Here is a 21,424-nt window from a genome sequence, read left to right as displayed (position 1 = left end):
GTGCGTGTACCGAAGTCTCCCCAGGGCCGGGTTCGGTACGGGGTCGGCCCGGTGCGTGTACCGAAGTCTCCCCAGGGCCGCGTTCGGTACGGGGCCGACCCTGTGCGTGTACCGAAGTCTCCCCAGGGCCGGGTTCGGTACGGGGCCGACCCTGTGCGTGTACCGAAGTCTCCCCAGGGCCGGGTTCGGTACGGGGCCGACCCGGTGCGTGTACCGAAGTCTCCCCAGGGCCGCGTTCGGTACGGGGTCGGCCCTGGCACGTGTACCGAAGTCTCCCCAGGGCCGGGTTCGGCACAAATCCGGCCTCACAACCGGAGACATGTGAGACTCGCCCGCGAGCGCCTATTTGTCAACATTTATTGGTGATAGAATCTCGGCGATGCAGCAGTTCGAGCACGACACGGGGGACGAACCGACGCTGGCGGCGCTGGCCGACCCGGTGCGCCGCCGGCTCTACGAGTTCGTCGTTGCCCAGCACGAGCCGATGCGGCGCGATGCGGCCGCGGCGGCGACCGGCATCAGCCGGACGCTGGCGGCATACCACTTGGACCGGCTCGTCGAGGCCGGCCTCCTGTCCACCAGCTACGGTCGCCCGGCCGGTCAGAGCGGTCCCGGAGCCGGGCGACCGGCCAAGCTCTACCGGCCCACCCGGGACGAGCTGTCGGTGAGCGTCCCGCCCCGCAGGTATGACGTGTTGGCCGGACTACTCGCCGACGCCGTGGCCGCGGACTCCTCCGGCGGGGTGCGGACCGCGCTGCTGAGCGCCGCGGAGGACGAGGGTCGCAGTGCGGCCACCGCCGACGCAGACCTGCTGTCCACCCTGCGGACTCGCGGCTACGACCCCGAGCTGGTCGACGGACGGATCGACCTGCACAACTGCCCGTTCCACCAGGTGGCGCAGCGGCACGTCGATCTGGTCTGCGGGTTCAATCATGCACTGCTGCGCGGACTACTCGGCGCTCGTGGCGTCGACCCGGATCGTGCCCGGCTCAGACCGCGGCCGGGACATTGCTGCGTCACTGTTGCGGTCCACCCGGCCGATGAGATGCACGATCAGTCACCAGGAACGACCGCACACACCACCGAGCACGTCAGGAGCAGACCATGAGCAATGACTTCGCCGTCGGTGACCACGTGCGCTGGAACTCCGAGGCAGGACACGTGACCGGCGTGATCGTCGCCAAGCACACCAGCGACACGGCATACAAGGGGCACACCCGCCGGTGCTCACCGGATGACCCGCAGTACGAGATCAAGAGCGACAAGACCGATCACGTTGCGATGCACAAGGGCGATGCGTTGCACCGGATCGACTGAGGCGTCGATGACCACACCGGACGACATGGGCGACGGTCGCCGGCTCTGGACCATCGGGCACTGGACGTGTCCGATCCCGGACTTCCTCGCACCGCTGGACGAGGCCGGCATCGAGCTGCTCGTCGACGTGCGCGCGCACCCGGGGTCCCGGCGCAACCCGCAGTTCGGCAGCGATGCGATGGCGCAGTGGCTGCCCGAGCACGGAGTCGCCTACCACCACCTGGAGGCATTGGGCGGCCGGCGGCGCCGTCAGCCAGAGGTCGATCCCGCGTTGAACGCCGCCTGGCAGAACGCCAGCTTCAAGAACTACGCCGACTACACCCTGACCGACGAATACCGTCGCGGGATCGAGGAGCTCACCGCCCTCGCACGGGGAAAGCGCGTGGCGGTCATGTGCGGTGAACCGATGCCGTGGCGCTGCCACCGCCTGCTCATCGCCAACACCCTCACCGCGCAAGGGTGGACGGTGCGGCACCTCATGGCCGGTGCCGCACCGCTCGAGCACGTGCTCGGGCAGTGGGGTGCGACACCGGTGCTGGATGCCGACGGCCGACTGGTCTACCCGCCCGGCAGGTGCACCGACTCGAAACGCACGTAGGCCGCGACCACCAGCAGCACGGTGATCGCCGTCAGCGCCGCCCACTGCCACTGGGCCCGTTGCCGACCGAGCACGGCGATGGCACCGGCACAGAGGCCGCCGGTGATCGCGCCGCCGAGGTGCGACTGCCAGGCGACGTCGGGCACCAGGAAACCGATGACGCCGTTGATGACGATCAGGCCGACCATCGGACCGATCTCGCGACCGAGATGCCGGTTGAGCACCACCACCGCGACGAACAACCCGAACACCGCGCCGGAGGCGCCCACGGTCGGCGTGACCCACCCGGTCCCGTAGTCGGTCGGCGAACTGGGCGTCGAGGCGAGCAGTTCGTAGCCGACCGACCCACCGAAGGCCGAGATCAGGTAGATCGCCAGCAACCGGAACCGGCCGAGCAGCGGCTCGAGGTATTGGCCGACGATCCACAGGGCGTACATGTTGAACAGCAGGTGGAAGATCGACGACGGGGAGTGCACGAAGGCCGCGGTGATGAACCGCCACGGATCCTGTCCGGACAGGATCGGTGCGTAGAACAGCTCGGTGGTCACCCGGTCGTCGAGCTGCTGGCCGATCCACACCACGACGCAGATCGCGATGAGCGTGATGGTGACGATCGGACGGCCCTCGGCGACCCGGCCGCCGAAGATGGACACCAGCGAACGGCTCTCCTTGCGCTGTGCCGCCACGCAGTCGACGCACTGCACCCCCACCGGCGCCGGACGCTGGCACTCGGCGCAGGTCGGCCGGCCGCACCGCTGGCACGACACCAACGCCACCCGGTCGGGGTGGCGTGGGCAGGTGGGGAGGTTCCCCGTGTTGTCGGTCATGAGCTGTGAACGAAGGTCACGCCACGATCATTTCTGGATGCTGACCTTCTCGATGACGACCGGCTCCACCGGACGGTCCTGCGCACCGGTCTGCACGCCGGCGATCTTGTCGACGACGTCGCGGCTCGGCTGGTCGGCGACCTCACCGAAGATCGTGTGCTTGCCCTGCAGCCAGGTGGTCGGTCCGACGGTGATGAAGAACTGCGAACCGTTGGTGCCGTGGCCGCCGCGCGTGCCGGCGTTGGCCATGGCCAGCATGTAGGGCGCCGAGAAGTTCTTGTCCGGGGAGATCTCGTCGTCGAACTCGTAGCCCGGGCCGCCGATGCCGATGCCCTGCGGGCAGCCGCCCTGGATCATGAAGCCCGGGATGATGCGGTGGAAGGTGAGCCCGTCGTAGTAGGGCGTGGGGTTGGTGCGCCCCGCGTCGTCGCGGTAGTCCTTGGTGCCCTCGGCCAGTCCGACGAAGTTGTCGACCGTCTTGGGTGCGTCGTTCGGGAAGAGGTTGACCTTGATGTCACCGTGGTTGGTCTGCAGGGTTGCGATCATGGCCCCAGTCTCGCATCCCGGCGGCGCCATACTCACGGGTGCACCCGGCCACGGATCGACGGTCCATTGTGGCGGGCCTCGTTGCCGCCTCCGGTCCGGCCTTGGCAGGATGAGGCGAACCCCAACGCCTAGGAGGGCTCCAGTGCTCAGCAAGACCTCGCGCAAGGACGCGGCCCAGGACGTGGCCAAGGACACGGCCGCCAACCTGGTGTCGGCAGCGGTGGACGCCGCGGAAACCGGCCGCGACAAGCTCGCTCCGGTGGTCGAGAACGTCACGGGTCAGCTCTCGGAGGCAGCCGAGAAGGCCAAGGGCCGCGCCACCGACGCCGCCGCTGCTGCGGCGGACGCGGCAGCGCCACGGGTCGCGGAGGCGAAGAAGCAGACCCGCAGGCAGCTGAAGAAGCACGCCGCACAGGTCAAGAAGCAGGCCGAGGAGGCCCAGCAGCAGGCCGCCAAGCGCGCCGAGGGACAGCTGAAGCAGTCTCGGAAACAGACCAAGCAGAGCGCCAAGCAGGCCAAGCGAGCCACGAAGCACGCGCGCAAGGCCGCGCGCGAGGTGTCCGGCGCAGCGGCTCCGCACCTGGCCCAGGCCAGGGAGGCCACGGCGCAGGCGGCCGGCCTGACCTCCGAGCAGGCCCGTCAGCTGTTCCGCGAGGAGTGGATGCCGCGTGTCCACGAAGCCATCGCGGCCGCCGCGACGGCCGGCGGGCAGGCGTACGCCGCGCTGCCGCAACAGGCACGTGAGGCCGTCGACGCGGTCGCTCCGCAGGCCGTCAAGAACCGCCGCAAGAAGGGCGGGCTGCTGATCGCGCTCGGCCTGCTCGCCGGTGCCGGGGCCGTGGCACTGATCGTCAACGGCAAACAGAAGGACGCGCCCGGGTCCGCTCCGGCGACCTTGCCCGAGGTCGAGCGCCTCGACGTCACTGCGGTCGAGACCGACGGCACCGCGGTGCTCGGCGACTCCGACGACGCCGTCGGCGACCTGGAGCAGAAGGTCGACGCGTCGGTGTCCGGTCGTCGTGGCCGTCATGCCGCCCAGGAGTGAGATGACGGCACCGATCCTGATCACCGGAGCGACCGGCGAGATCGGCGGCCGGGTGGCGCGGGCGCTGGCGGACCAGGGTGTCCCCACCCGGCTGTTCGTCCGGTCGCCGGAGCGCGCCCCAGCGCTCGCGCAGTCGCAGGTCGTCGCCGGTTCGTATGCCGAGCCGGCCGCCTGCGCGGCGGCGTTGGAAGGTGTGCAGACCGTCTTCATGGTCTCCGCGACCGAGAGTCCGAGCCGGCTGGAGGACCATCGCACCTTCGTGACGGCCGCCGCCGCAGCGGGTGTGCGGCACGTGGTCTACACCTCGTTCGCCGGCGCGGCTCCCGACGCGACGTTCACCTTCGCCCGCGATCATTTCGCCACCGAGCAGCTGCTTCGACGCTCGGGGATGCACTTCACCTTCCTGCGCGACAACTTCTACCTCGACGTCCTCGTGCACTGGGTGGGTAAGGACGGGGTGCTGCGCGGGCCGGCCGGCCAGGGCACGGTCGCGGCGGTCGCACGCGCCGACGTCGCAGCGGTCGCGGCCAGGCTGCTGCGCGAACCCGACGACGGTGTCGACGCGACATACACGCTCACCGGTCCGGAGTCGCTCAGCCTGGCGCAGCTCGCCGCGACGATCAGCGAGGTCACCGGCCGCCCGGCGACCTACCACGCCGAGTCGGTCGACGAGGCCTACGCCTCCCGCCAGGGGTATGGCGCCCCGCAGTGGCAGCTCGACGCCTGGGTGTCGACCTACACGGCGATCGCGGTCGGCGAGCTGGCACAGGTGACGCCCGATGTCGAGCGTCTGCTCAGCCGCCCGGCGACGTCACTGGCCGAGCTGCTCCGCGGGCGGGCGTGACACCCCTCGGCTGGTGTCCTCCAGTTGCGGGGCACTGAAGCCCTCCGCCCTGCCCAACAGCACGGCCCGGGTGACCGCGGCGCCACCGAACCTGTCGCGCACCGCGTCGAGCGCCCCGTCCAGAGCCCGGCGGTGCGCGATGTCCGGGCCGCCGGCCGCCTCCGCGCCCAGCGGCAACTCCAGCTGCTCGTCCGCTGCGGCATCCAGCCCGGTGATGCTGATGCCCAGCAGGGTGACGCCCCGGTCGGCGATCAGCGGCATCGCCTCCTCCAGCAGTTGCCGGCCGGTGACCAGCCAGACGTCGGTGCCGGCCGAGGCACGGGGCAGCGTGCGCGAACGCGTCACCCGCGTCATGTCCGCGCACCGCAGCCGCAGCACGAAGGTGCGCCCGATCCGCTCGCCCGCACGCAGCCGCCGGGTGACCTTGTCGACCAGGCTCACCAGCGTCGCATCCAGCTCTGCGCCGGTATGCCGCCCGCGGCCGATCGCCCGCTGCGCACCGATCGACCGGCGCCGGCCGCGCGCCTCCACCCGCCGGGGATCTCGCCCGTGCGCGAGCGCGTGCAGTTGCCGGCCGCTGGCCGGCCCGAGCATCCCGATCAACGTCTGCTCGTCCAAGGCCGCGAGCGCGCCGATCGTGCCGACACCGTGAGCATGCAGTCGCCCAGAGGTCACCCTCCCGACGCCCCACAGCGCCTCGATCGGCAACGGGTGCAGAAACGCCAGCTCCTGGCCCACCGGGACGCTGAGCAGGCCGTCCGGCTTGCCGGCGGCGCTCGCCACCTTGGCCAGGAACTTGCTGCCCGCGATGCCGACCGAGATGGGCAGGCCGACCTCTTGCTTCACCCGCCGGCGCAGCATCGCACCGATGGTCGACGGTGACCCGCTGACCCGGCGCAGACCGCCCACGTCGAGGAACGCCTCGTCGATGGAGACTCCCTCCACCACCGGCGTGATGTCGTGGAAGATCGCGAAGACGGCGCGGGAGGCCTCGACATACGCGGTGAAGGTGGCCGGCACCTCGATCAGCCCCGGACACAGCCGTTGCGCCACCCGGCTCGACATGGCGGTGCGGACGCCCCTCGCCTTCGCCTCGTAGCTGGCCGCGAGCACGATCCCGCCGCCGACCGCGACAGGCTTCCCACGCAAGGCAGGATCGTCACGCTGCGCGACGCTGGCGTAGAACGAGTCGAGATCAGCGTGCAGGAAGTTGCCCTCTGCCACGTACACATGTTCCCACCCATGACCGACAACCCACCGACCGAGAGGAGCACCCAGCGACCGACAGGAGTACGAAAATAGGTCCGATCCGTACTCCGCTCGGTCATTTTGTAGTCCTCTCGGTCGGGGAATGCCGTTAGCCTGACGTTTCATGAACATCGTCTTCGTCGAGCCGAACTTCCCGCGCAACCAGCGCGAGTTCGCGCGAGCTTTGCACGACGTGGGCGCGACGGTCTTCGCCGTGGGTGAGACTCCGTGGGAGTGGCTCGACGAGCAGTTGCAGTGCTGGGTCGATCACTACTACCAGGTCGGCTCGGTCACCGACGTCGACCAGCTGCGCACGGCGGTCGAGCACTTCCAGTCGATCGCCTGGATCGACGGCCTGGAAGCGACCATCGAGGCGCACACGCTGCCGGCCGCGATCGTGCGGGAGGCCACCGGCATACCCGGCACCTCGGTGCGCACCACCTGGCTGTGCCGCGACAAGCCGGCCATGAAGGAGGCACTGCGGGCGGCCGGCGTGCCGACCGCGGCGTCCGCTGCCGCCCACGACATCGACGACCTGCGGGATTTCGTGGACGAGCACGGCTACCCGGTGATCCTCAAGCCGCGCGACGGCGCCGGCGCGGCGGGCACCGTGCGGGTGGACAGCTACCGCGAACTCCTCGATGCCGCAGCGTCTTTCGGCGGCGCCGACTCCATCGCGATCGAGGAGTTCGTCGAGGGGCACGAGGGCTTCTACGACACCCTGAGCGTCGACGGTCACATCGCCCTGGACTTCGCGTCGCACTACTACCCGGGCGTCCTGGAGGCGATGCGGACCCGGTGGATCAGCCCGCAGTTCATCGCCACCAACCGGGTCGACTCGGAGCCGTTCTACGGCGAGCTGCGCGACCTGGGCGAGCGCGTCAACGAGGTCCTGGGCATCTCCACCTCACCGACCCACATGGAGTATTTCGTCAGCCCGAAGGGCCTGCGATTCAGCGAGATCGGCGCGCGGCCGCCCGGAGTCGGCTGCTGGGACCTGTATGCCGCCGGCAACGAGATCGACATCTACCGTGCCTGGGCCGACTCGGTGGTGCACCACCAGGTGTGGCACATCCCGAGCCGCTCCTACGCCGCCGGCATCATCGCGCTGCGACCGGACCGCGACGGCACGATCCGGGCCATCACCGGCTTCGACACGATCACCGACAAGTACGCCGAGTGGATCCTGGACTCCCACCTACCGATCGGCTCCGCGACCCAGCCCATCGAGGCCGGCTACATGGCGAATGCCTGGGTGCGCATGCGCCATCCCGACTACGACGTGCTGCGCGGCATGCTGGACGAGGTCGGTCGCACCGTCTCGGTGCACGCCGAATGAGCGTGCAGTGAGCGAGCAACGCGATTGCCGGTTGGTACTGCTCGGACCACAACGCCGGCCCTCGCTGGACAAGGTGGTGTCCGGGCTGCACCTCGACGGTCCGTTCGCCACCGTCACCGCGGGCTGGCAGGAGCGCGAACTCGCCGACGAGGAGTTGGACCGCCACCTCGGCGGACGGGCGACGAACCTGGCGCTGTGGTCCCGGCGGCAGGACGTCCTGGACCGCGACCCCGAGTTCGCCGCGGCGCACCGGCGCCGGGCGATCGAGCTCACCGACCTGCAGGAGCTCTACCTGATCGGCGTGCGGCACACCTCCCGGGCGTTGACCGAGCTGCGTGCCCAGGTCGAACGCTCCGAGCGGGCGCAGCGATTCGCCCTCAGTGACGCCGAGGAGGTGCTCCGCTCGCTGGACCGGCGGCACGTGGAGCGGGTCCGCGAGATCAATGCCGGTTTCTACGACGCGACCCGGCCGCACGAGCATCCGCTGATCGCGGCACACCGGGCAGAGGTGGCGCAACTGCTCGGCGACGCTGCGGCGGTGGTCATCACCGGCGGTCACGTGGGCGAGCTGCTGGACGCGCTGCACCTGTTCAACGTCGTGCCGGCCGGTCTCGAGCGGGTGCCGGTCATCGCCTGGTCGGCGGGAGCGATGGCCCTCACCGAACGCGTTGTTCTGTTCAACGACAACGCATCTCGTGGGCCACGCGCTCCCGAGGTGTATGACGACGGGCTCGGCCTGTTGCCCGGTGCCGTGGTGTTGCCGGCGGCACACCAGCGACTGCACATGCAGAACACCGAGCGGATGTCCCTGATGGTGCGGCGTTTCGCGCCGGCGGTGTGCCTGCCGTTGGACCCCGGCGCCCGGGTCGACCTGGGCCCGGACGGTTCGCTGCCCGGCAGTGCCCAGGTGCTCGACGAGTCGGGCAACGTCAGCACGTTCGATGCAGTGTCGGGCCGGGTGGGCGCCGATGGCTAGACAGCTGGCGATCCACCGGTTGCGTGCCCGGAAACCGTTGGACGACACCGCGATCGACCGTTTCCTGCAGCAGCACTCGGTGCCGATCGTGGAGGGGGAGAAGTGCACGTTCCTCTACCGCGGCGAGGCGGACGAGGTGTGGGTGCGGCATCGCATCGTCGGTCAGCCACAACGGGTGCCGATGCGTCGGCTGCCCGGGACGGCGCTGTGGTTCGTCATCCTCGAGCTGCCAGCCGGTTCCCGGGTCGAATACCAGCTCGAGGTACGCCGCGGAGACCACCACGAGGAGGGCAACGACCCGCTCAACCCGCACGTCGCCAACAGCCCGGTGGGCTCGTCGTCGGTCTGTCAGGCGACCGGTTACGTCGTGCCCGACTGGGTGCAGCCCGATCCGGACGCGCGTCCGGGCGAGATCATCGACCTGACCGTCCAGTCCAGCGCGCTGCGCCGCAGGAGCGAATGCCGCGTCTACCTGCCGGCACGCTTCCGCACCAGCCACACGTATCCGGTGCTGATCGTGCACGACGGCGACGACTATCTGCGGTATGCCGCCATGGGCACCGTGCTGGACAACCTGATCCACCGGCTCGACATGGCCGAGACGGTCGTGGTCTTCAGCAATCCCGGTGATCGGACCAAGGAATATGCCAACTCGGTGCAGCACGCCCGTTTCCTCGCCAAGGAGCTGTTGCCGCGCCTGGAGGACGAGTTCCCCCTGCTGGCAAAGCCTTCCGGCCGGTGCCTGATGGGTGCGTCGTTCGGGGCGGTGGCCAGCCTGTCGACGGCATACCGCTATCCGGGCCTGTTCGGTTCGTTGCTGTTGCAGTCCGGCTCGTTCGTCTTCACCGACATCGGAGAGGACCACGGCGGCGGGGCGGCGTTCGACCCGGTGGTGCGCTTCATGAACCGCTACCGCGCCAGGCCGACGAAGGTCGCCGCCCGGATGTTCGTTTCATGTGGAACGTACGAGCCGCTGATCGTGCCGAACCGGTCGATGGTGCCCGTCTTCGAACGCGCGGGCATGCGGGTGCGGTATGTCGAAGCCCGCGACGGCCACTCCTGGGAGGACTGGCGGGACCGGCTGCGCGACGGGCTGTCGTGGATCTACCCGGGTCCGCAGAAATACGTCTACGAGTAGTCGCTTCCCGCTGGGACGACCGCCGCGGGTGCTCCGCTGCGATGCCTCCGCAGCGGCATCGCAGTGCTCTCGCAGTGAGCCTGAGCACGCTGGGTCCTGACCGCACCGGCATCAGGAGGAGACCCCATCATGCGCAGGTCACGCTTCACGCTCACCGCCGCACTCGTCGCCGCGCCGGCGCTGTTGACCGGCGCCGGTGCCCTGGCGGCCGCACCGGCGGCCCACGCAGCCACGGCCCGCAACGGCGTCTGTGAGTCGGGCGAATTCTGCCTCTACTACAACTCCGGGCAGGCCGGGTCGGTCTCGGACTTCACCACCTCGATCAGCGATTACGGCGCGACGCAGCCCGGCTGCTACGACTTCAAGGGCGCCGGCGCCGGCAAGGGACTGTGCGTCAAGAACAACGCCGCCTCGGTGTGGAACCGCACCGGCAGGACGGTCACCGTCTATTACAACTCGGGGTACGCCGGCCACCCCCAGCAGTTCGCCGCGGGAGCGAAGAGCAACCTGGACGCGACCCTGAAGAACAACAACGCCGCACATCGCATCGGCGCGGCACCGGCGAGCGTGCGCGGCATCGACGTCAGCAACAACAACGGCGCGATCAACTGGTCGAGCCAGCGCTCCTCCGGTGTCCGCTTCGCCTATGTCAAGGCCAGCGAAGGCAGCACCTGGACCGACCCGACGTTCGCGACCAACTACCGGAGTGCGCGCAACGCCGGCGTCATCCGCGGTGCCTACCACTTCGCCAACCCGGCCGGCGCGTCCGGCAAGGCGCAGGCCGACTGGTTCATCAACCACGGCGGCGGGTGGACCGCCGACGGGTACACGCTGCCGGGCGCACTGGACGTCGAGGGCACGTGTTACGGCAAGTCGCCGACGGCGATGGTCGGCTGGATCACGTCGTTCGTCGACGAGTACAAGCTCAAGGAGGGCCGCACCCCGGTGATCTACACCAATCGCTCGTGGTGGCAGGACTGCACCGGCAACAGCACCGCCTTCCACAGCAGCGCCCTGTGGTTCGCCCACCCGACCACGCTCGGCACCCTCCCGGGCGGGTGGGCCCAGCAGACCATCTGGCAGTACGCCGTCGCGGGCGGCATCGACCAGAACACGTTCAACGGTTCCCTCACCCAGCTGAAGGCCTTCGCGAACAACAGCTGAGCCGGCCGCGATCGCTCCGGCGCGCTGATCGAGCGCCCGAGCGCAGGTGTATCCGGACCGAGCGCCTGCCGCTCCGTCGGACTCGCGCAGTACTGTGAAACACGCCGGAAACCGGCCCGCGCCGGGGACGACGAGCACGCGAAGTTCGAAGGACTGCAGATCAGGGGCCCACATGAACGACACCACCTGGGAGCACGACGCACTGCGCCGGCTCAGCGCGCTGATCTCCCGGGCCGCGGCCCAACCCGGCCTCGAGGAGTTGCTCGACCTGGTGACCTCGGGCGTGGCCGACATCGTCGGCTTCCAGGTCGCGGCCGTGAGCCTGCTGCAGCCGGGTGACCAGTTCGAGGTCGTGTCGGTGGCCGGTGACGACGATGCCCGCGCCCAATTGATGGGTGCACGCACGCCGCTGCACCAGATCGAGTCCGAGTTCGCCGAGGCCGAGCACTGGGGCAGCCTGTGGTTCCTGCCGCACGACCGGTTGCCGGCCGACGCCCGCCCGGGCTGGGTGTCCTCGGACTGGCAGGCCGATGATCGGGACGGCCGGCCGGACGCCGACGCGTGGCACCCCGAGGACACGCTGATCGCACCGTTCTTCTCGGCCTCGGGGGCGATGGTCGGCTTCCTGTCGGTCGATCTGCCCGACGACGGGCGTCGCCCGGGCGACCTGCGGCGCGGTGTGCTGGAGGTCTTCGCCGCCCAGGCCGGCATCGCGATCAGCCACATGCGCGAGCACGCCGCACTGGCCGAACGCGACCGGCTGGTGGCCGCCGTCCATTCGGTCGTCCGCGCCTCGCAGCAGTCGCTGGAGGTCGACCGCATCCTGGCCGACACCATCGGCGCGCTGGCCGACGGACTGCGCAGTCAGCGCATGTGGGTGCGGATCTTCAGTGACGAGGGCGACGCACGGGCCCACGGCCACGGCCGGCGATACCCCGAGGACATGGACGGCGCGCCACAACCGGCCCTGGTCGGGCTGGCCGGCCGGATGGCCCAGCACTGCTGGCTGACCCAGCGGCCGGCCATCGTGGCGCACCGGCACATGGAGCCTCGTGAGGCGCTCACCGAGGACGAGGCGGGGATGGTGCTCGACTTCATCGCCGGCATCGGCTCGCACTCCCTGCTGCTGGTGCCGCTGGGTGCCGCCACCGAGTGCGTCGGCTACCTGGTGATGACGCGGGAGGCGGCATACCCGAGCTGGAGCCCGCAGGAGGTCGACGGCGCCATGGAGGTCGGCCGCGACCTGGGACGGTCGGTGCTCAACGCGCGCCTGCTCGAACGCGAGCGCCACCTGGTCGGTGTGCTGCAGGAGGCCGACCGCGCCAAGAGCACCCTGCTGTCGACCGTGTCACACGAGCTCAAGAACCCGCTGACCTCGATCCTGGGGCACCTGGAGATCCTCCGGGACGAAGTCGATGCACTGTCGACCGCGCAGGCGCGCACACCGGCCGACGGTATGGCGAGCCGGTCGCTCGGTGTGATCGACCGCAACTCCCGGCGGTTGTTGTCGCTGGTGGAGGAGTTGTTGTCCTTCTCGCGGCTCAGCGACCCCGACCGGCCGCTGGAACGTGTCCCCGTGGACCTGCAGCAGGTGATGGCCGACGCGGTCGATGTGCTGGCACCGCTGGCGTCGGCCGGTGGCGTCCGGGTCGAGGTGCAGGTGCCGGCCGGTGGCCTGGTGGTGCAGGCGGACGCGGACCAGGTGACGGCACTGGTGCTCAACCTGGCCAGCAATGCGGTGAAGTTCAGCCCGCGCGAGTCGACGGTGCGGCTCAGCGCCCACCCGGTGCCGGACGCCGTGGAGATCCGGTGCACCGACGAAGGCATCGGCATCTCCGAGGACGACCAGCGCAAGCTCTTCGGCGAGTTCTACCGTTCGAGCAACCCGCAGGCTCACGAGATCGCCGGCACCGGCCTCGGCCTGAGCATCGTCAAACGCATCGTCGAGCGGCACGGCGGCCACATCGAGGTCTCCTCCCGGCTCGGCCAGGGCAGCACCTTCACCGTCACGCTGCCGACGGCATACGTCGTGCAGGATCACCTGTCGACCGGTTCGTCGTCACGGTCCTGCTGACCGGCCGGGTGCCTCCGCCCCGGATGCGCCCGGTAGGTCGTCTAAGGTGACTCATCATGCGGATCCTGCTCACCGGTGGCGCCGGCTACATCGGATCGCACACCACCCTGACCCTCCTGGAACACGGTCACGACGTCGTCGTCGTGGACGACCTGCTCAACAGCAAGCGGGCGGCGGTGGAGCGCGTGGAGTCACTGTCCGGCCGCACCGTCCCGCTGCAGGTCTTCGATCTGCGCGACGAGACCCGGTTGGACCAGATCTTCGCCCGGGAGGGCTTCGACGCGGTGATCCACTGCGCGGGCCTGAAGGCCGTCGGCGACAGCGTCGCCCGCCCGCTGGACTACTACGGCAACAACCTGGACAGCACGTTCGCCGTCCTCGCGGCGATGGCCCGCCACGATGTACGGCGCCTGGTCTTCTCCTCCTCGGCCACCGTGTACGGCGAAAACGCGCCGCTGCCCTGTCAGGAGGACCACCGGCCGTTGTCAGCGACCTCGCCGTACGGCCAGACGAAGGTGATGATCGAGCAGGTGCTGACCGACGTGGCGTCCGCCAGGGACGGTCTGCGGGTCGCTCTGCTGCGGTACTTCAACCCCGTCGGCGCGCACCCGTCCGGACGGATCGGTGAGGACCCGCAGGGCGTCCCGAACAACCTCATGCCGGTCATCGCCCGGGTCGCGGTCGGCCGGCTGGACCGGTTGCAGGTCTTCGGCGCCGACTACCCGACCGCGGACGGCACCGGCGAACGCGACTACATCCACGTGATGGACGTGGCGATGGGCCACCTGCGCGCCCTGGAGCACCTCGACGCCATGGTGCAACCTGCCCGGGCGTTCAACCTCGGCACCGGCACCGCGACCTCGGTGCTGCAGCTGCTGGCCGCCTTCGAGCGGGCCTGCGGCCACCCGTTGCCCTACGACGTGGTGCCACGACGACCGGGTGACGTGCCGGCCAACTGGGCGGACCCGGCGCGGGCGCAGCAGGAGCTGGGCTGGCGGGCGACCCGTGGCATCGACGAGATGTGCGCGGACACCTGGCGGTGGCAGTCGCAGAACCCGTCCGGCTACCCGACCGCTGAGTGTGCGGATCCGGCGTGCCGCAGGCCGCTGCCCACGGCTCCCGACGGTTAGGGTGAGGCTGTGGTGGAGGGAGCGAGCGAGCAGCCGGGCCGGGTCGACGTGGTCGTGGCCGACGACGACGACGACATTCGTGACCTGGTCGAGTTCAAGCTGACCCAGGCCGGCTACGCCGTCCGCGCGTGCGTCGACGGTGTCCAGGCACTGGAGGAGATCCGCGACAACCCGCCACGGCTGGCGGTGCTCGACGTGATGATGCCCGGCCTGTCCGGTCTGGACGTCCTGCGCACCATCCGCGCCGACGAACAACTGGCGGATGTCCGCGTCGTGCTGCTGACCGCCCGCACCCGCGACAGTGATGTCGACGCCGGTTTCTCGGTGGGCGCCGACGACTACGTCAGCAAACCGTTCAGCCCCCGTGAGCTCGTCCACCGCGTCGCCGGCCTGCTGGGGCGGGGTGCGTGACCGCACCGTCGATCATCAGCAGCGGGCTGCTGCATGTCGTGGCGGTCGTCGTCCTCTGCCTGTGCCTGCTGTTGGCCGCCGTGGTGGTGTTCAGCAAACTGCTCATCGCCCGCCGTCAGGCGGCGACCCGGGCCCGGCTGGCACCGTTGCGCCCCGACCTGCTCGAAGTGGCGGCGGGTGAGGACGCCGACGGTGCGGCGCGGGCCCGGCTCATCGCCCACCAGGACCACCGCGGAGAGCTCGACCGGGCGCTGGTCAGCGTGCTGAGCAAGGTCCGCGGGGCACCGGCCGAGGCACTGGTCGAGGTGCTGCGCGGCCGGGATGCGGTCGGCCGCACCGTTCGTGCCACCCGGTCGATGTCCAGCGTGCATCGGGCCCGTGCCTTCCGCACCCTCGGCTTGTTGCGCGATGCCGACCTGGTGCCCGATCTGCTGCGTGGGCTGCACGACCGATCCCCGGAAGTCCGGCTGGTGGCCGCGCGCGCGATCGGCGCCGTGGGCCCGCCGGCCGGTGAACGCGCCGCCCGGGCGGTGCTGCGCGCCGTCCGCACCCAGCACGCGCAACCGGGTGTGGCGGCCGGCACGGCCACCGAGGCGCTGGTCCGGCTCGGCGTCGTGTCCCAGCCGGCCGTCCGGGAAGGCATCACCGACGACGACTCCGGCGTGCGGCTGGTCGCTGCGACCGTCGCCGGCCGCGGGCTGTTCAGTGCGTGCGCAGCGCAGCTGGCCGGCCTGGCCCGCAGCGATCCGGATCAGCTGGTGCGGATCGCGGCAACGCAGGCACTCGGCGAGCTGGGGCGGCCGGCCGACGGTCCGGTGCTGACGGCCCTGACCGGTGCGGTCGAACCGGTGGCTGTCCGCCGGGCGGCCGCCACTGCACTGGGCAGACTGGGCACCGAGGACGCCGCCGTCACGCTCGCCGGTCTGCTCGGCGACGCCGACCGCGGCCTGGCGGGCGTCGCCGCAACCGCCCTGGGTGAGTCGGCGCCGGGGCAGGCCGCCCTGGACCGGGTCGCGGCCGATCCGGCCGGCTCGGCGCCGGCGGTCCGTGCCGCCCGCGCCACGCTCGAGGTGCTGCGGCTGCGCAGCGGGAAGGTGGACCGGTGAGCTGGGGCGGATTCGTCGACGGGTTGCGGGAGGTGGTGGTCACCACCCTGGCGGTGGTGCAGTGGCCGATCCTGATCTATTTCCTGATCATCAACACCTCCTACCTGATCCTGATCGGCCTTGCGGCGTGGGACTTCGTGCATCACCTGCGTCGGGTCGAGCAGTCCGGCCGGCCGGAACGCATCGCCGGTGACTACGCGCCCTCGGTGACCCTCGTGGTGCCGATGCACAACGAGGCGGCCGGCATCGTCTCCTCGCTGCAGTCGCTGCTGGCGCTGCACTATCCGCACCATGAGGTGGTCGCGGTCGACGACGGCAGCACCGACGACACCTTCGCGGTGCTGCAGCAGGCCTTCGACCTGGTGCCGGTGGATCGCGAGATCCCCACCGACGTGCCGATCTCCGCGGAGGTGCTGTCGGTCAACATCCCGCGGGACGGCCGCACCGCGCTGACCGTCGTGCGCAAGACCAACTCGGGCCGCTCCGACGCCGTCAATGTCGGGATCAACGCGGCGAGCACGGACCTGGTCGTCTTCGTCGATGCCGACTCGATCCTCGACCCGGACGCCCTGATCACGGTCACCGTGCCGTTCGCCGACGACCCGGGCCGGATGGTGGCGACCGGTGGGGTGGTCCGCGCCGCCAACGGCAGCCGCATCGTCGCGGGCCGGCTCGTCGAGGCGCGGTTGCCGCGGCAGCTGCTGCCCCGCATCCAGATCGTGGAGTACCTGCGGGCCTTCCTGCTGGGCCGCACCGGCTGGTCCCGGCTGCGCGCACTGCTGCTCATCTCCGGCGCCTTCGGGGTCTTCCGCCGCGACATACTCGTCGAGGTCGGCGGCCTGGACACCACCAGCATCGGCGAGGACTTCGAGCTGGTGATGCGGGTGCACCGCACGCTGCGACGCCAGGGCCGCGACTACCGCGTGCAGTTCGTCGGCGAACCGGTCTGCTGGACCGAGGTGCCCTCCACCACGAAGGTGCTGCAGAAACAGCGGGCCCGCTGGCACCGCGGCCTGTGGGAGACGCTGTGGAAGTACCGGGGCATGCTGTGCAACCCACGGTACGGCCGGTTGGGCATGATCGCCCTGCCGTTCTACTGGGCGTTCGAACTGATCGCGCCGCTGCTGGAGTTCGGTGGTCTGCTGCTGATGATCCTCGGCCTGGCGCTGGGCGTCGTCAACGTGCCGTTCGCGATCCTATTCATCCTGATCGCCTACGGTTACGCGATCCTGGTGACCCTGGCCGCGATGACGGTCGAGGAGCTCACCTTCCACAAATACACCCGGTGGCGCGATCTGGGCGCGATGCTCACCGCCGCGATCGCCGAGAACCTCGGCTACCGCCAGCTCACCGCCTGGTGGCGGCTGCAGGGCTGGTGGGCGAGCCTGCGGGGCAAGAAGCAGGTGTGGGGCACGATGACACGGGTCGGGTTGGGTGAGAGCACCGACCAGTGATGGCGTGACCGCCGACCGCGATGGTGGGTGAGGTGCCGCTCCTTCGTGGGGTGCTGCTCAGTCGGGGTCCCCGCGAAGTATTCGGGGGAGCGCAGCGGAGGAGAAACTTCGTGGGGTGCTGCTCAGTCGGGGTCCCCGCGAAGTATTCGGGGGAGCGCAGCGGAGGAGAAACTTCGTGGGGTGCTGCTCAGTCGGGGTCCCGCGAAGTATTTGGGGGAGCGCAGCGGAGGAGAAACTTCGTGGGGTGCTGCTCAGTCGGGGTCCCGCGAAGTATTTGGGGGAGCGCAGCGGAGGAGAAACTTCGTGGGGTGCTGCTCAGGGCATGAGCTTCCAGGTCAGCGGTTGTGAGACGGTCAGCCCCTGGTAGGAATTGCCGAGGTTCCGTGGCGCGGCGACCACGAAGGTGTAGGGCTGGGCCGTCTTCGGTCCGAGCACGGCCAACCGGGGTCCGGTGGCGGCCGCGAACTCCGCCGGGGTGCCGCTGAACACCGGGCTCCCGTCGGGTCCGGTGCCGGCATACACCGAGACGGTGAGTCGACCGCACAGGTCGATCGCGGGGTCGCCGCCGGCCGACGGGCCGTGCTGGGTGCACCGGCCCGCGGTGAGAGTGAACGACTTCGGCGTCGTGGACCCCTCGTTCGACATGAGCACCGTGGTGACGACCGAGTCGCCGGGCATCAGCATGCCTCCGCCGTACGCGTTGACCGCTGCGCAGCTGGCGCTGCCGTCGCTGTCGTCGGCGCTGGTGCACGCGATCGTGCCGTCCGCGGTCGTCTCCTGCAGCACCAGCGGCTGGGCGACCACCACCGGATCGAGCGATCGATGCACGGAGGCTGCGACGGCCGGAACCGCACCGGACATCGTCAGCAACGCCACCCCCGCGCTGACACCGGCCGAGACGGCGACCGTAATGCGACGGGAACGACGGGCATGCGAGCGGACGGACATGGGCAGACCCGGATCAGCGAGAAGGAGACAGAGAGCTGGTCGACACCGTGACCCCAGGGCTTCCGGACGACGACCGACCATGTCGTCGCCGCGAAATTGTCGCACAGCACGCGCGACGACGACAGCGGCTAACCGGCAGCGGATCCGTGCACCCGACGGTCGGCCGACGGGCGTCCCGCCGGGCGCCGGGGCTGCTCGACCGGCAACTCGATGCGAAACGTGGTGCCGACGCCCTCGGTGCTGGTCATGGTCAGCGTGCCGTGGTGCGCCTCGACGATGGTCTTGACGATGGTGAGCCCGAGGCCCACGCCGGGTATAGCGCGGCCGACCGCGGTCGAGGCGCGGAAGAAGCGCTGGAACATCAGACTCTGCTCGTCGGCGGGTATGCCGATGCCGGTGTCGCGGACCTCGATCGCGACACCGGAGCCGTGGCTGCTCAGGGCGAGGTCGACGTGCCCGCCCGCGGGGCTGAACTTGATGGCGTTCGACAGCAGGTTGTCCAGCACCTGGCCCAGTCGCCCGGGGTCGCCGGTCACGGTCGGAAGGTCCTGGGCGTCCAGCCGCAGGGTGATGTCGCCGGCCGTGGCGCGCGGCTGCGCCGCTTCGACGGCCGCGTCGGCCAGCGCGCGCAGGTCGACCGGGGACAGGTCGAGCGTGACGCTGCCGGCGTCGATCTGTGCGGTGAGCAGCAGGTCACCGACCAGACGCAGCAACCGGTGGGCATTGCGGTCGATGGTGCTCAGGAACTGCACCTGGGCCGGATTGAGGTCGTCGGTGTCGTCCAGCAGCATCTCCAGGAAGCCGATGATCGACGTCAACGGGGTGCGCAGTTCGTGCGAGACGACCGCGAGGAACTGGTCCTTCAGGTGTTCGGCGGCGCGCACCTCGGTCAGATCGCGGGTGATCAGGCTGAAGCCGCGCAACTGCCCGGCGGTGTCCCGGATCGCGGTGATCACCACGCCGGCCCAGAAGATCGTGCCGTCCTTGCGGGCGATCCAGCACTCCTCGGCGAACCTGCCGTCCTGCGCCGCCTCCGCCAGCTTGCGGTCCAGCTCGGCGCCGGAGGACTTGCCGGGCGGATACAGCACCGAGAAGTGCCGTCCGACGATCTCGTCCGCCTCGTAGCCCTTGAGCCGCTGCGCCCCGGTGTTCCAGGTCAGCACGCGACCCTGCGGGTCGAGCATCAGGATGGCGTAGTCGGTGGTCGCGTCGATCAGCAGCCGCAGGCGTTCCTCGCTGTCGCGCACCGCCTGCTCGGCGGCCCGGCGATCGGTGATGTCGTGCATCGCCACCACCGCACCGAGGACGCTGCCGTCGTTGCGGGTGATGCGTTGTCCGCGCACCACGGTGCGCCGAACGGGCCCGTGCGCGGGTGCGACGACGATCTCCTCGTCATACACCTGCTCACCGCGTAGCGCACGCTCCAACGGCGCCTGCTCCGCCGGAATCTCGGTGACGCCGTCGGCGGCGAGCAGCCGGTAGCCGGCGTCGGAGCCGCGGATGACGCGTGCGGCGTTGTTGGCCAGGGTCGGCCGGCCCTGCGGGTCGCAGGCGGTGATGCCGACGTCGACGCTGTCCAGCACGGCCTGCAGGAAGACCCGGCTGGACTCCAGGTTGTCGGCGCGGGACTCCTGCTCCTGCACCAGTCGATGCACGATGTAGCCCACGATGCTGGCGAGCACCGGCCACAGAATGACGCGGGTCCACTCCCGCGAGGGGTAGTCCGGTGCCCCGATGACCAGGATCGGCACCAGGAACGCAGCGCAGGCGCCGACGACGGTGACCGCGAGCTGCCGCCAGCTGCCGTAGAGGGCGACCCACAGGACCGGCAGGATGATCAGCGCGGACAGTCCCGAGCGACTGGCACCGTCGGCGTCGCGCAGCAGCGCGGCCACCGCCAGGAACGCCACCGGTATGGCGCCCTGCGCCCACGGCGGCAACCGCCGCCACGGCACGGTGACGACGACGACACCGAGGACGCAGGTCAGCACCACCGCCGCGATCAGCGTCGACACCCGTAGGTCGTGCCCGGGCAGGGAGAGCGTGAGGAACGCGACGACGATGGCGCCGACGAACGGCAGGATCCGCCGGGTGCGCCCGGGGGGAACCAGTGGGCCGTGGGACCCGGTGGGCGACGCGGGCGCCGGCTGCAACTGCTGCACGGCGTCGTGCCCGGACTCGTTGGTCGCAGGGGTCCGGCTCGTCGGGCTCATCCGGCGTTCTGCGCGATCAGGGTGGTCAGCAGTTCCTCGAACTGGCGCCTGGTGAACGGCTTGGGCAACACCGCGTCGGCGCTGGGCGGGTAGCTGTCGGTGTCGAGCACCGAGGTGATCACGATGCGGCAACGCGCCGTCTCGGGGTCGGCGCGCAGGTCGTGCATGACCTGTTCGCCGGGCATGCCGGGCAGCCGCAGGTCGACGATCGCGATGTCCGGCCGGTGCAACCGCGCAGCGGGCAACGCCTCCTCGCCGCTGCCGACCTCGACCACGCTGCAACCCAGCCGGCTCAGGTGGGAGGTGAACAGCACCCGGGTGTCGGTGTCGTCCTCCACGATCAGCACCCGGCTGGGGCGCCGCGGCTGCGCCGAGGGCGCGCCGACGGAGTGACCGACAGGGTCACCGGCGGCCGGCCGGGCATCGTGCTGATCGTGATGGGTCATGAGCTTCCTAGGAGTTCTGTTTCCGAGGGCGGGACAGTGCTCTGGCAGCGCGTTCACTACCCGGTTCGGAACGGCCCAATCCTGTTGTGACCACTCAGGATACGGGGTGGGACGTCCCGGCGGAGGCTTTGTGCCCCGTCGAACCTGTTGCGGAACGCGCCTGGCGGCATACGCGAAGATCCCGAGCCGCGGTGCGACTCGGGATCAACTGGTGGAGCCAAGGGGACTCGAACCCCTAACCCCCTGCTTGCAAAGCAGGTGCGCTACCAATTGCGCCATGGCCCCGGAGACCGCCGCCGGTTCGGGCGGCGCGGTCGGGTGTCGGTCAGTGGCTGCTGCCGGCCGGCTTGTCGGCCGCCTGCGCCCACAGGTCCTTGGCGTCCTTGTTCTGGGCGAGCTTCTGCTTGGCCAGCACGGCGGCGCCGGCGACACCGATCAGCAGGGCGAGCTTCTTCAACATCCGTGGCTCCGATCGATTGCGGGACGATGGTGGTGGGCCTAACAGGACTTGAACCTGTGACCTCTTCCTTATCAGGGAAGCGCTCTAACCGACTGAGCTATAGGCCCGTGCACCGTCCGGCGGCCGCGACTGTATGCCGC

General features: G+C 70.2%; 21 protein-coding genes and 2 tRNA genes. 14 read left to right on the top strand and 9 right to left on the bottom strand.

Annotated features, from left to right (window positions below):
• Positions 1 to 379 precede the first annotated feature (379 nt).
• Genes ACYVBN_RS11020 through ACYVBN_RS11010 form a run of 3 tightly spaced genes read left to right on the top strand, consistent with a single transcriptional unit; the run spans position 380 to position 1,915 of the window.
• Positions 380 to 1,108, top strand: coding sequence for a helix-turn-helix transcriptional regulator (locus tag ACYVBN_RS11020; RefSeq protein WP_460600547.1), 729 nt, complete (start codon positions 380 to 382; stop codon positions 1,106 to 1,108).
• The gene (locus tag ACYVBN_RS11015; protein ID WP_440282034.1) at positions 1,105 to 1,317 is read left to right on the top strand and encodes a hypervirulence associated TUDOR domain-containing protein; all 213 of its coding nucleotides are present in this window, start codon (positions 1,105 to 1,107) and stop codon (positions 1,315 to 1,317) included. Before ACYVBN_RS11020 ends, ACYVBN_RS11015 begins: the two co-directional genes overlap by 4 nt.
• A 7-nt stretch (positions 1,318 to 1,324) precedes the next feature.
• A complete protein-coding gene (locus tag ACYVBN_RS11010) occupies positions 1,325 to 1,915 on the top strand; it encodes a DUF488 domain-containing protein (RefSeq protein WP_460600546.1) in 591 nt (196 codons plus the stop codon).
• On the opposite strand, the gene ACYVBN_RS11005 is transcribed toward ACYVBN_RS11010, so the two are convergent.
• Both ACYVBN_RS11005 and ACYVBN_RS11000 read right to left on the bottom strand, forming a co-directional pair.
• A complete protein-coding gene (locus ACYVBN_RS11005) occupies positions 1,876 to 2,742 on the bottom strand; it encodes a rhomboid family intramembrane serine protease (RefSeq protein WP_460600545.1) in 867 nt (288 codons plus the stop codon). The two genes, ACYVBN_RS11010 and ACYVBN_RS11005, sit on opposite strands and share 40 nt — an antisense overlap.
• Positions 2,743 to 2,769: 27 nt before the next feature.
• Positions 2,770 to 3,288 (bottom strand): peptidylprolyl isomerase, encoded by a 519-nt coding sequence (locus tag ACYVBN_RS11000; RefSeq protein WP_460600544.1) that lies wholly within the window; start codon positions 3,286 to 3,288, stop codon positions 2,770 to 2,772.
• 142 nt (positions 3,289 to 3,430) lie between these two features.
• Between ACYVBN_RS11000 and ACYVBN_RS10995 the strand changes: the two genes are divergently transcribed.
• Together ACYVBN_RS10995 and ACYVBN_RS10990 are read left to right on the top strand one after the other, a co-directional pair.
• Complete coding sequence (locus ACYVBN_RS10995) at positions 3,431 to 4,333, top strand: hypothetical protein (RefSeq protein ID WP_460600543.1); 903 nt, start codon at positions 3,431 to 3,433, stop codon at positions 4,331 to 4,333.
• A 1-nt stretch (position 4,334) separates the two neighbouring features.
• Positions 4,335 to 5,177, top strand: coding sequence for an SDR family oxidoreductase (locus ACYVBN_RS10990; RefSeq protein WP_460600542.1), 843 nt, complete (start codon positions 4,335 to 4,337; stop codon positions 5,175 to 5,177).
• Here the strand turns inward: ACYVBN_RS10990 and dinB are convergent.
• On the bottom strand, positions 5,145 to 6,401 hold the full coding sequence (gene dinB / locus ACYVBN_RS10985; RefSeq protein WP_460600541.1) for a DNA polymerase IV: 1,257 nt from the start codon (positions 6,399 to 6,401) through the stop codon (positions 5,145 to 5,147). The two genes, ACYVBN_RS10990 and dinB, sit on opposite strands and share 33 nt — an antisense overlap.
• A 148-nt stretch (positions 6,402 to 6,549) precedes the next feature.
• Between dinB and ACYVBN_RS10980 the strand changes: the two genes are divergently transcribed.
• The 9 genes from ACYVBN_RS10980 to ACYVBN_RS10940 all read left to right on the top strand — a co-directional run bounded on the left by ACYVBN_RS10980 (position 6,550) and on the right by ACYVBN_RS10940 (position 17,217).
• Complete coding sequence (locus ACYVBN_RS10980; protein WP_460600540.1) at positions 6,550 to 7,764, top strand: ATP-grasp domain-containing protein; 1,215 nt, start codon at positions 6,550 to 6,552, stop codon at positions 7,762 to 7,764.
• A gap of 7 nt (positions 7,765 to 7,771) precedes the next feature.
• Entirely contained in the window at positions 7,772 to 8,740 is a 969-nt protein-coding gene (locus ACYVBN_RS10975) for a Type 1 glutamine amidotransferase-like domain-containing protein (RefSeq protein ID WP_460600539.1), read from the top strand.
• The gene (locus tag ACYVBN_RS10970) at positions 8,733 to 9,878 is read left to right on the top strand and encodes an alpha/beta hydrolase-fold protein (protein WP_460600538.1); all 1,146 of its coding nucleotides are present in this window, start codon (positions 8,733 to 8,735) and stop codon (positions 9,876 to 9,878) included. The genes ACYVBN_RS10975 and ACYVBN_RS10970 overlap by 8 nt, the downstream gene beginning before the upstream one ends.
• 129 nt (positions 9,879 to 10,007) lie before the next feature.
• Entirely contained in the window at positions 10,008 to 11,042 is a 1,035-nt protein-coding gene (locus tag ACYVBN_RS10965; RefSeq protein ID WP_460600537.1) for a GH25 family lysozyme, read from the top strand.
• Positions 11,043 to 11,214: 172 nt separating this feature from the next.
• Positions 11,215 to 13,116, top strand: coding sequence for a sensor histidine kinase (locus ACYVBN_RS10960; RefSeq protein WP_460600536.1), 1,902 nt, complete (start codon positions 11,215 to 11,217; stop codon positions 13,114 to 13,116).
• Positions 13,117 to 13,172: 56 nt separating this feature from the next.
• The gene (gene galE / locus ACYVBN_RS10955) at positions 13,173 to 14,246 is read left to right on the top strand and encodes an NAD-dependent epimerase/dehydratase family protein (protein ID WP_460600535.1); all 1,074 of its coding nucleotides are present in this window, start codon (positions 13,173 to 13,175) and stop codon (positions 14,244 to 14,246) included.
• A gap of 9 nt (positions 14,247 to 14,255) precedes the next feature.
• A complete protein-coding gene (locus ACYVBN_RS10950; RefSeq protein ID WP_440282047.1) occupies positions 14,256 to 14,657 on the top strand; it encodes a response regulator transcription factor in 402 nt (133 codons plus the stop codon).
• On the top strand, positions 14,654 to 15,763 hold the full coding sequence (locus tag ACYVBN_RS10945; protein ID WP_460600534.1) for a HEAT repeat domain-containing protein: 1,110 nt from the start codon (positions 14,654 to 14,656) through the stop codon (positions 15,761 to 15,763). The genes ACYVBN_RS10950 and ACYVBN_RS10945 overlap by 4 nt, the downstream gene beginning before the upstream one ends.
• Positions 15,760 to 17,217, top strand: a complete 1,458-nt coding sequence (locus tag ACYVBN_RS10940; protein WP_440282049.1) for a glycosyltransferase family 2 protein — start codon at positions 15,760 to 15,762, stop codon at positions 17,215 to 17,217. The genes ACYVBN_RS10945 and ACYVBN_RS10940 overlap by 4 nt, the downstream gene beginning before the upstream one ends.
• Before the next feature lie 315 nt (positions 17,218 to 17,532).
• Here ACYVBN_RS10940 and ACYVBN_RS10935 read toward each other — a convergent pair whose 3' ends face one another.
• The 6 genes from ACYVBN_RS10935 to ACYVBN_RS10910 form a co-directional block, all read right to left on the bottom strand.
• Positions 17,533 to 18,165 (bottom strand): hypothetical protein, encoded by a 633-nt coding sequence (locus ACYVBN_RS10935; RefSeq protein WP_460600533.1) that lies wholly within the window; start codon positions 18,163 to 18,165, stop codon positions 17,533 to 17,535.
• 128 nt (positions 18,166 to 18,293) lie between these two features.
• Positions 18,294 to 20,378: a sensor histidine kinase gene (locus tag ACYVBN_RS10930; RefSeq protein ID WP_460600532.1), complete on the bottom strand. Its 2,085-nt coding sequence runs from the start codon at positions 20,376 to 20,378 to the stop codon at positions 18,294 to 18,296.
• Positions 20,375 to 20,824, bottom strand: coding sequence for a response regulator (locus ACYVBN_RS10925; RefSeq protein ID WP_460600531.1), 450 nt, complete (start codon positions 20,822 to 20,824; stop codon positions 20,375 to 20,377). The genes ACYVBN_RS10930 and ACYVBN_RS10925 overlap by 4 nt, the downstream gene beginning before the upstream one ends.
• A gap of 209 nt (positions 20,825 to 21,033) precedes the next feature.
• Positions 21,034 to 21,109 (bottom strand) — tRNA-Ala (locus tag ACYVBN_RS10920).
• 40 nt (positions 21,110 to 21,149) lie between these two features.
• Positions 21,150 to 21,284 (bottom strand): DLW-39 family protein, encoded by a 135-nt coding sequence (locus tag ACYVBN_RS10915; RefSeq protein WP_460600530.1) that lies wholly within the window; start codon positions 21,282 to 21,284, stop codon positions 21,150 to 21,152.
• Positions 21,285 to 21,314: 30 nt separating this feature from the next.
• A tRNA-Ile gene (locus tag ACYVBN_RS10910) sits at positions 21,315 to 21,391 on the bottom strand.
• Positions 21,392 to 21,424: the final 33 nt, after the last annotated feature.

This window comes from Flexivirga lutea (assembly GCF_054778955.1).
The sequence above is the reverse complement of the archived record's forward strand: the minus strand, read 5'-3'. Positions and strand labels throughout refer to the sequence as shown.

What these genes read in the sequence shown, in the direction of transcription:
- ACYVBN_RS10970 (WP_460600538.1), top strand. Translation starts at nt 8,733, where the DNA reads ATGGCTAGACAGCTGGCGATCCACCGGTTGCGTGCCCGGAAACCGTTG.
- ACYVBN_RS10915 (WP_460600530.1), bottom strand. Translation starts at nt 21,284, where the DNA reads ATGTTGAAGAAGCTCGCCCTGCTGATCGGTGTCGCCGGCGCCGCCGTG.
- ACYVBN_RS11020 (WP_460600547.1), top strand. Translation starts at nt 380, where the DNA reads ATGCAGCAGTTCGAGCACGACACGGGGGACGAACCGACGCTGGCGGCG.
- ACYVBN_RS11000 (WP_460600544.1), bottom strand. Translation starts at nt 3,288, where the DNA reads ATGATCGCAACCCTGCAGACCAACCACGGTGACATCAAGGTCAACCTC.
- ACYVBN_RS11015 (WP_440282034.1), top strand. Translation starts at nt 1,105, where the DNA reads ATGAGCAATGACTTCGCCGTCGGTGACCACGTGCGCTGGAACTCCGAG.
- ACYVBN_RS10935 (WP_460600533.1), bottom strand. Translation starts at nt 18,165, where the DNA reads ATGTCCGTCCGCTCGCATGCCCGTCGTTCCCGTCGCATTACGGTCGCC.
- ACYVBN_RS10960 (WP_460600536.1), top strand. Translation starts at nt 11,215, where the DNA reads ATGAACGACACCACCTGGGAGCACGACGCACTGCGCCGGCTCAGCGCG.
- ACYVBN_RS10980 (WP_460600540.1), top strand. Translation starts at nt 6,550, where the DNA reads ATGAACATCGTCTTCGTCGAGCCGAACTTCCCGCGCAACCAGCGCGAG.
- ACYVBN_RS10930 (WP_460600532.1), bottom strand. Translation starts at nt 20,378, where the DNA reads ATGAGCCCGACGAGCCGGACCCCTGCGACCAACGAGTCCGGGCACGAC.
- ACYVBN_RS11010 (WP_460600546.1), top strand. Translation starts at nt 1,325, where the DNA reads ATGACCACACCGGACGACATGGGCGACGGTCGCCGGCTCTGGACCATC.
- ACYVBN_RS10990 (WP_460600542.1), top strand. Translation starts at nt 4,335, where the DNA reads ATGACGGCACCGATCCTGATCACCGGAGCGACCGGCGAGATCGGCGGC.
- ACYVBN_RS10965 (WP_460600537.1), top strand. Translation starts at nt 10,008, where the DNA reads ATGCGCAGGTCACGCTTCACGCTCACCGCCGCACTCGTCGCCGCGCCG.
- galE (WP_460600535.1), top strand. Translation starts at nt 13,173, where the DNA reads ATGCGGATCCTGCTCACCGGTGGCGCCGGCTACATCGGATCGCACACC.
- ACYVBN_RS10925 (WP_460600531.1), bottom strand. Translation starts at nt 20,824, where the DNA reads ATGACCCATCACGATCAGCACGATGCCCGGCCGGCCGCCGGTGACCCT.
- ACYVBN_RS11005 (WP_460600545.1), bottom strand. Translation starts at nt 2,742, where the DNA reads ATGACCGACAACACGGGGAACCTCCCCACCTGCCCACGCCACCCCGAC.